This window comes from Deinococcota bacterium (genome assembly GCA_030858465.1).
Taxonomy (GTDB): Bacteria; Deinococcota; Deinococci; order Deinococcales; family Trueperaceae; genus JALZLY01.
This window is the reverse complement of sequence record JALZLY010000277.1, coordinates 1-6766: the sequence shown is the minus strand read 5'-3', so window position 1 is coordinate 6766 and position 6766 is coordinate 1. Positions and strand designations below refer to the sequence as shown.

The window sequence follows — 6766 nt, the reverse complement described above, 5'->3', positions numbered from 1 at the left end:
TTGACACTCCCCACGGCTAAAGCCGGGGGATTCTCGTTCTCACTCACGCCAAACAAGGTTTGGACAAGTTTACCGAGCTTAGGGGTGTGCCATGCACCCCGCCCGTTGGAACCTCAAGAACCAACGGGCAGTCCCGAAGGACCGGAGTTTCTTTGTACGCCAGAGATTTTACGCACAGAGCGTTTTGTCTGTGCAACCGCGTATCTCTACTGTCATTGTGCTCTGAACTTTCGTCCTACAAGCAGTATAGCACCCCATTCATCCCCATGTCTAAAGCCAGGGGCTTTCTGGGGCGCTTCGGTAAGGTATCCCCTAAATCGATAAGCGAGCCAACAGTTGGTGGCCCTCCCAAACTATGAAGCAAAGCTATGTTCAAGCGTCCTCGGATTACGGGCCTGATATGCCTGATGGGCTCAGCTAATCGAAACCGACCGTCAGCATCCTTAAAAAGCTCGAGGCCGGCGATGCAAATATAGCCCGCTTGCATGCGGGTCAGATGGTTGACCACGATAGGCACTACAGGTGAATGATATCAAGATCACCCCATGCCTGTCCAAGATACTCGAGCACAAGGCGACGGTGACACTGTTCGGGCGTCGCTTCGCTACAAAGGAGAACGGTGGGCACATCGAAAAGCTGAGGAGCAATGTGCTCTTCAACCTGCCGCTCGCGCATCAGGGTCAAAAACTCATTTTCGTAGTCTGACCAGCTGATGTCACCATCGCGGTATCTCTTTAAAAGGTCTTTCGTAGGGGCTAACAAAGGCTCGTGCACGTACTCTGCTTCACACAGTTCACGCAGGAAAAAAGCTAGATCTTCTTTCCTGGTAAAGCCTGCGAGCCGTGAGGTATTGTTGATACGCACATCTAAAAGACGTCTGATGCCCTGCTGGCGCAGCAAATCAAAAAATGCCGCGGCGCTCTTTTGGGTAAAACCTATTGTATAGGCTTGGGGGACCGCCATCTTTCCTCCGGTCGCGAGCTATCCCACAGGGCGGCTTGTACATGTTTCGCTTGCTCGCGACTGCCCCTCCCTTCTTCGCCCTCGAGCTTTCCATCCTTGCGGATATGGGCGATTTCTCGTGCATACGCAGGGTCCTCTTCGCAAAGCGCTCTTGCGATCAGAAGACGGCGGTGGCACTCGTCAGGATCCTCTTCGCTACACATGATGGCAACGCGGTACTGCTCCATGCCACGCTTTAACCGTCCCAAGCCCTCGAGAAAATAGTCCGCTCGAGACATGGCAGCATAATCGGCATGTCCTTCAGCGTCATAGTAGCGCGCCTCTTTGGGACGTCCCCCAAGCGCCGCGAGCCAAACGTATTTGACGCCTTTCCCCTTGATGGCTATCCGCAGCTGACGGAGACCAAAGTGTGGCAGATACCTGGAGTAGGGCTGGGAACGCACGTCGGCTAGCACCTCGACGCCATGCTGCTCGAGAAGCTTAAAAAAGTGCTCAAGACTGTGGTTGGAATGACCGATGGTAAAGAGCATGAGTTAGTTTAGCAGCTGTTCCTACGAAAATGGCTGGCATTTCGGCGAGGTTATCGGACTCGTAGCTCGTAAAGTCGGGTGCGCCTGATCACGCTCGAGGTCAGGGCAGGACGCGGCGCAAAAAGCGCAGCCAGTTCTCGCCTAAAAAGCCCGCGCGAGCCTCCTCCGGCACCGCCTCACCCAGCCGGGCGAAGTCCGCGCCGCGCAAGATGCCCGCGGGCGTCTCCTGCACCCCGAAGCCGCCGTCGAAGTCGCTGCCCACCGCCACCTTGTCCCAGCCGATGAGCTTGGCGACGTGGCTGGCCTGGGCGCCGACGTCGGCCAAGGTCACGCTCTCCTTGGGGCTGTCTCTGGTCACGCCGTCCTTGACGAAGGGGTTGCCGAGGACCAGGCCCACCACCCCGCCCCTCTCGCCGATCGCCCGGATCATCTCGTCCGACAGGTGCCGGTCGGTGGCGGTGAGGGCGCGGGCGTTGCTGTGGCTCGCCAGGATGAGCTCGTGGCCGAGCTCGAGCGCGTCCCAAAAGCTCTCCTCGGCCAGGTGACTGACGTCGAGGGGCAGGCGAAGCACCTTCATCGCCTCGACCAGCTCCCGGCCCAAGTCGCTCAGGGGGCCGGGCGCATGGGTGCCGCCGCAGTAGCGGGTCCGCTGCCAGGCGGGGCCGAGCAGCCTCAGGCCGCGCCCCACCCACCAGCCCAGGTCGTCCGGCCGGACGATGGGGTCGGCGCCCTCCATGAGGAGGACGAGAGCGGTCGTCTCGTCGCCCCCCGTCCAAGCCTCCAGGTGCGCCTCCAGGTCCCTCCTCGAGCGCAGGATGCGGACCAGACCCTCGTCCTCCCAACCCTCATAGAGCTGCAACTGCGCCACGGCGAGCGCCTTGGCCTCCTCGGGCGTCTCGTAGCTGTGGGTCACGGGAAGCGGCCTCGAGCCTGGCGGCCGGACCGCCTGCCGGGGCATGGTGAAGAGGGTGGCGAACACGGTGCTGAGCCCGCCCCGGCGCAACTCCGGCAGGGTGACGAGGGCCTCTTGGCGGCGCTTGTTCTCCCCCAAACGCAAGCTGTCCAGCTCGAGGGTGAGGTCGCGCGCCGAGGCGGTGACGTTGAAGGCCAGGTCGAGGTGGCCGTCGACATAAGCTGCTCTGGATGGTCCCATAGGCCAGTCTACCCTCTGGCGCCGGCGATATATCCGGCTACCGGGCTGTGACGCCTGCCTCATTGTTCCTTACGACGACAGGATATACTGAGCCGAAAATAAAGAATTGTTCGCCGAGACGAGCAGCAGCGCCTCCTTTAGAGGCGATACGCTTAGATATGCCCTTTAGATGCGCCCTTCTTTTATGGACCTTATCTCAGTCACGACCGTCACCATCACCACCCGCCCAGCCGGACCGGCCGACGCCCTGCTCATCCACCAGGTCTACACCCGGACACCCGAATACTTTTCGGTCATCTCGATTCCCACGCCGACGCTCGCCGAGGTCGAGCGGGAGCTCGAGGCCGCGGCCGGCGACCCCTTCCGCCGCACCGAGCTCGTCTTGGCAGAGGACGGCGACTGCCGGGCGCACGGCATTCTTGACCCGGTCAGCGGCCGCCACGCCATCGGCTATCTCGACTACAAGCTGGATTACCCCGAGGCGGGCGACGCCACCGTCAACCTGCTACTCATCCTCAGGTCGCTGCAAAGCCGGGGCTACGGCCGGCGCTGCATCCAGGACTTGGAGGCGCGTCTGAGGGGCCGCAGCAAGCGCGTCCTGGCCAGCATCTACGGCCAGAATCCCAGGGCCCAGCGCTTCTGGTGCTCGCTCGGTTACTGCTTTGCCATCGACGCCCAGCCCATCCTCGACTGGTACGCCAAAGCGCTCCTCTAGCCCATGAAGCAGCCAGAGCCTAGTCATGGCGACAGGGGCCGGGCGTAGGCTATACTGGCGGCGTGAAGACCATCGCGGTTGCCGACTTCGCGGCGCGCCTGCACGAGGGGGCGCAGGCCTTCGACACCCGACCGCTGGCTCAGTACGAGAAGGACGCGCTGCCCGGCGCCCACCACCTCAGCCTCGAGGGGGTGCAGGCCGGGCAACTGCCCGACCTGGCCCTGGACAAGCCCGTCTACCTCATCTGCGAGCGCGGCCTGATGAGCGACCTCGTCGCCCTCTACCTGGAGGCCGCCGGCTTCAGCGAGGTCTACAACGTCGCGGGCGGCATGGTCGCCTGGCGCCGGGCGCAGCTCGAGCTCAGCGAACCCCAGGCCACCACCGAACCCTGACCTCCCCTCACTCCAAGATGAGCTTGGGCCTGAACGCGAGCGCGTCGCCGGCGACCAAGTGGAGCGGCACGCCCGCCACCTCGCCGAGCGCGCGCCGGGCCTCGCCGCCGTGCAGGTGGCCGTAGACGACGGCCTCGGGCCGCGCCGCGGCGATGAGCTCGGTAAAGCCCGAGGGCTCGAGCCGGGCGTTGGTGGGCGGGTAGTGGAGCATGATCAGGAGGCGGTCGTCCGGCCTCCGCAGCCGCCGCGCCGCCTCGAGCGAGAGCCTGAGCCGCCCCAGCTCGCGCCGGTAGATCTTCTCGTCCCCCTCGCTGAAGTCGGGGCCGCCTGGGCTGAGCCAGCCGCGCGTGCCCGCCACCACCACGCCAGCCTCGCCGTAGCGCATGGCATCGTTCTGCAAGGCGTCCATACCTCCCGGCAGGGTAGCGCGCAGCCTGCCGATGGCCGGCCACCAGTAGTCGTGGTTGCCGCGCAGCAGCAACTTCCGGCCGGGCAGGGCGGCGAGGTCATCGAGGTCGGGCATGGCCTCCTCGAGCTTAAGCGCCCAGGAGATGTCGCCCGGCACCAGGACCAGGTCGGCCTCGGCCACGGTCTCGGCCCAGCCTTCGAACAGGGCTTCGGGGTGCCCTTGCCAGGTGGGGCCGAAGATGGTCATGGGCTTGGGCTGAGCCCTGGAGAGGTGAGGGTCGGCAATCGCAAAGACGCGCATGAGTGACGAGTCTACCAAGCGAAGGCCGTCCGCTCAGCTCTTGGACGAAGCGCGTCGGGCCTGTTGAGGTGGGCGCCCCCGACAAGCCCCCACGGCCATCCGCCTGAAACCTCGACTAAGCGAACACATCCTCGAGCCGCATCGTCCAGCCGGGCACGACGTCTCCACCGTCGATGGCGTCGTTCTCGGTCAGGACGTGGATGTCGCGCAAAGAGCGGTAGACGCTCACGGTGCGCTGGCCCAGGTCGACCACGAGCACCATACGGGTGCCGGCGGCGAGCCACTCGAGGGCCTTCTCCATCACCTTGCTGTGAGCGTCGCCGGGCGAGGTGACCTCTACAGCCACATCCGGGGCACCGGGCCAGTAGCCTTTGACCTCTTTGACCTCTTCAAGGCGTTCACGGCGCACGAAGCCGACATCGGGCGCACGGACCGTATCAGGCTCGGAGGCAAGCTTGAAGCCGGTCTCGGCGGCAGTGACGACGCCGAGACCCTTGCTTTTGACGTGGTTGGTAAGCGAGGTGCCGATAGCCATGGCAATGGAGCCGTGTTCAAACCCTGCCAGAGCCATCTTTTTGAGTTCCCCCCTCAACAGTTCATAGCAAAAGCCGTCGTCCGGCATCTCGAGCAGGTCTTCAGCCGTGACTGTGCTAGGCCGGGTGGTCATGCTGTCCTCCTTCGATAGTTTACCCTTCAAAGGGTCTTTATTAAAAGAGGAGTTTGTATGTCGGGGTCCTCTTTCACGCGGGCCAGCCCTTGCCGACGTTCGAGGATGAGGTGGGCGGCCTCATAACGCCTCGTCCACGGCTTTGAGCAGCTGCGCCTCGGCGTCGTCACCCGGCCGGTGATGTTTCGCGACGAGCTCCGCTACCCGCGCCGAGCCGCCGGCCTCGAGGATGAGCCGGGCGCCGTAAAGGTCATGGTGGAGGCCGAGCTGCCACATGCCCCTGAGGCCCCGCAAGCGCGGCTCGAGCGGCAGCCCGCGGGGCAGGTAGAGGTGAACGGCGACGCGCTCCAAGGCGCGGTAGGGCGCCAAGCTCTTGCCGACGTCGTGCAGGAGGGCGGCGCGCTGGAGTTCCGCGGAGGCCGCGGGATGGCGCCGCAAGACGAGCCTGGCCACGGTGCAGGCGTGGTGGCGGTCGCGGGGGTCCATCTTCAGGTAGAGGGCGTACTCCGAGGGGCTAAGGACGGTCCCCGCCCAGGAGTCGTCGGGCCTGGTCAGGCTGGGCAGGACAGCCCGGACGACCCGCAGCGCCCGCCGCGGCGCGCTGAGGAGCCAGCCCAGAACGTCCTGCACGCGGTGAAGTCTATCATCCCTTGCGGCCGCTCTTGCGACCGTCCCTGCTGAGCGGGCTGGGGTATGCTGGCGCTGATGGATGTTCTCGCTCTCTACAAAGGCGCGGGCGCCTACTTGGAGGGGCACTTCCTCCTCGCCTCGGGCCGCCACACCGCCACGTTCTTGCAGTCCACCACGGTCTTGCAGCATCCCGAGCAGGCCGAAGAGATCGGCCGGGGCGTGGCCGCGCTGTTCGCCGAGGAGAGGCCCGACTTCGTCATCGGCCCGGCCATGGGTGGGGTGGTCCTGGCCTTTACCGTCGCCAAGGCGCTCGGCTGCCGCGCCCTCTTCGCCGAAAAGGACGGCGCGGGCGGCATGACCGTGAGAGGCGCGCTCACCATCCGCCCCGGCGAGCGCTTCCTGGCCGTCGAGGACGTGGTCACCACCGGCGGCTCGCTGATAAAGGCGACCGCCGCCGCCGAGGCGCGGGGCGGCGTCTGCCTGGGCGTCGGCCTCATCATCGACCGGGGTCAGGCGCGCTTTCCGAAGAACGTAAGCGTCCGCTCGCTGGCCCGGCTCGAGTTCGGCAGCTATGCCGAGGACGACTGCCCCCTCTGCCGCCGGGGCCTGCCGCTGGAGAAAGTATGAAGGTTTTCTTCGTTCTCGCCCTGCTGCTCCTGCCACCGGCCTTGGCCCAGAGCGCGCCCGAGCCGGCGACCATTCCCGTAACCCTTCCCGTAACCACCCCCGTGACCGTCTCCGCGCCCGACCCCGCGACCGGCCCCGCAGCGGTCGCCGACGCGGCCGTGCGCGAGTGGCTGGGCCGCGAGGAGGGAAGCCTGATGGCGCTGGCCAACCTGCCGCCCGCCGAGATGTGCCAAGAACTCCTGGCCCTCACCCAGAACCCGCCGCCGCCGCGCGGCACCCGGGTGAACTTCGACAACCGCCTGGAAAGCCCCCAGGACGAGCCGGGGCGGCGGGTCTACACCTACCCCGCCGCCGTCGGCGAGGACCGCCTCGAGGTCGTC

At 65.4% G+C, this 6766-nt stretch carries 10 protein-coding genes; 4 read left to right on the top strand and 6 right to left on the bottom strand.

The annotated features are described in order from the left end of the window. Positions 1-516: 516 nt before the first annotated feature. From M3498_14045 to M3498_14035, 3 genes are all read right to left on the bottom strand, one after another. Positions 517-963, bottom strand: a complete 447-nt coding sequence (locus M3498_14045) for a DUF488 domain-containing protein (protein MDQ3460400.1) — start codon at positions 961-963, stop codon at positions 517-519. Continuing rightward, positions 936-1493 carry a DUF488 domain-containing protein gene (locus tag M3498_14040; GenBank protein MDQ3460399.1) on the bottom strand — a complete coding sequence of 186 codons (558 nt, stop codon included), beginning with the start codon at positions 1491-1493 and terminating at the stop codon, positions 936-938. The genes M3498_14045 and M3498_14040 overlap by 28 nt, the downstream gene beginning before the upstream one ends. 100 nt (positions 1494-1593) lie before the next feature. Then, positions 1594-2646, bottom strand: a complete 1053-nt coding sequence (locus tag M3498_14035) for a dipeptidase (GenBank protein ID MDQ3460398.1) — start codon at positions 2644-2646, stop codon at positions 1594-1596. A gap of 184 nt (positions 2647-2830) precedes the next feature. Between M3498_14035 and M3498_14030 the strand changes: the two genes are divergently transcribed. Next, entirely contained in the window at positions 2831-3361 is a 531-nt protein-coding gene (locus tag M3498_14030; GenBank protein ID MDQ3460397.1) for a GNAT family N-acetyltransferase, read from the top strand. Positions 3362-3423: 62 nt separating this feature from the next. Further along, entirely contained in the window at positions 3424-3753 is a 330-nt protein-coding gene (locus M3498_14025) for a rhodanese-like domain-containing protein (GenBank protein ID MDQ3460396.1), read from the top strand. Positions 3754-3760: 7 nt separating this feature from the next. Here M3498_14025 and M3498_14020 read toward each other — a convergent pair whose 3' ends face one another. From M3498_14020 to M3498_14010, 3 genes are all read right to left on the bottom strand, one after another. Beyond that, entirely contained in the window at positions 3761-4462 is a 702-nt protein-coding gene (locus tag M3498_14020) for a metallophosphoesterase (GenBank protein MDQ3460395.1), read from the bottom strand. 115 nt (positions 4463-4577) lie between these two features. After that, a complete protein-coding gene (locus M3498_14015; protein ID MDQ3460394.1) occupies positions 4578-5129 on the bottom strand; it encodes a Uma2 family endonuclease in 552 nt (183 codons plus the stop codon). A 120-nt stretch (positions 5130-5249) separates the two neighbouring features. Next, positions 5250-5759: an HD domain-containing protein gene (locus M3498_14010; protein MDQ3460393.1), complete on the bottom strand. Its 510-nt coding sequence runs from the start codon at positions 5757-5759 to the stop codon at positions 5250-5252. Positions 5760-5834: 75 nt separating this feature from the next. Here M3498_14010 and pyrE point away from each other — a divergent pair, with 75 nt between their 5' ends. Together pyrE and M3498_14000 are read left to right on the top strand one after the other, a co-directional pair. Beyond that, positions 5835-6386 (top strand): orotate phosphoribosyltransferase, encoded by a 552-nt coding sequence (pyrE, locus tag M3498_14005; GenBank protein MDQ3460392.1) that lies wholly within the window; start codon positions 5835-5837, stop codon positions 6384-6386. Continuing rightward, positions 6383-6766: hypothetical protein (locus tag M3498_14000; protein ID MDQ3460391.1), on the top strand; the 384-nt coding region annotated here is incomplete at its 3' end. The genes pyrE and M3498_14000, both read left to right, overlap by 4 nt.

Excerpts from the sequence above, each read along its gene's own strand:
- M3498_14040 (MDQ3460399.1), bottom strand. The coding sequence starts at position 1,493 with ATGCTCTTTACCATCGGTCATTCCAACCACAGTCTTGAGCACTTTTTT.
- M3498_14020 (MDQ3460395.1), bottom strand. The coding sequence starts at position 4,462 with ATGCGCGTCTTTGCGATTGCCGACCCTCACCTCTCCAGGGCTCAGCCC.
- M3498_14015 (MDQ3460394.1), bottom strand. The coding sequence starts at position 5,129 with ATGACCACCCGGCCTAGCACAGTCACGGCTGAAGACCTGCTCGAGATG.
- M3498_14030 (MDQ3460397.1), top strand. The coding sequence starts at position 2,831 with ATGGACCTTATCTCAGTCACGACCGTCACCATCACCACCCGCCCAGCC.
- pyrE (MDQ3460392.1), top strand. The coding sequence starts at position 5,835 with ATGGATGTTCTCGCTCTCTACAAAGGCGCGGGCGCCTACTTGGAGGGG.
- M3498_14035 (MDQ3460398.1), bottom strand. The coding sequence starts at position 2,646 with ATGGGACCATCCAGAGCAGCTTATGTCGACGGCCACCTCGACCTGGCC.
- M3498_14045 (MDQ3460400.1), bottom strand. The coding sequence starts at position 963 with ATGGCGGTCCCCCAAGCCTATACAATAGGTTTTACCCAAAAGAGCGCC.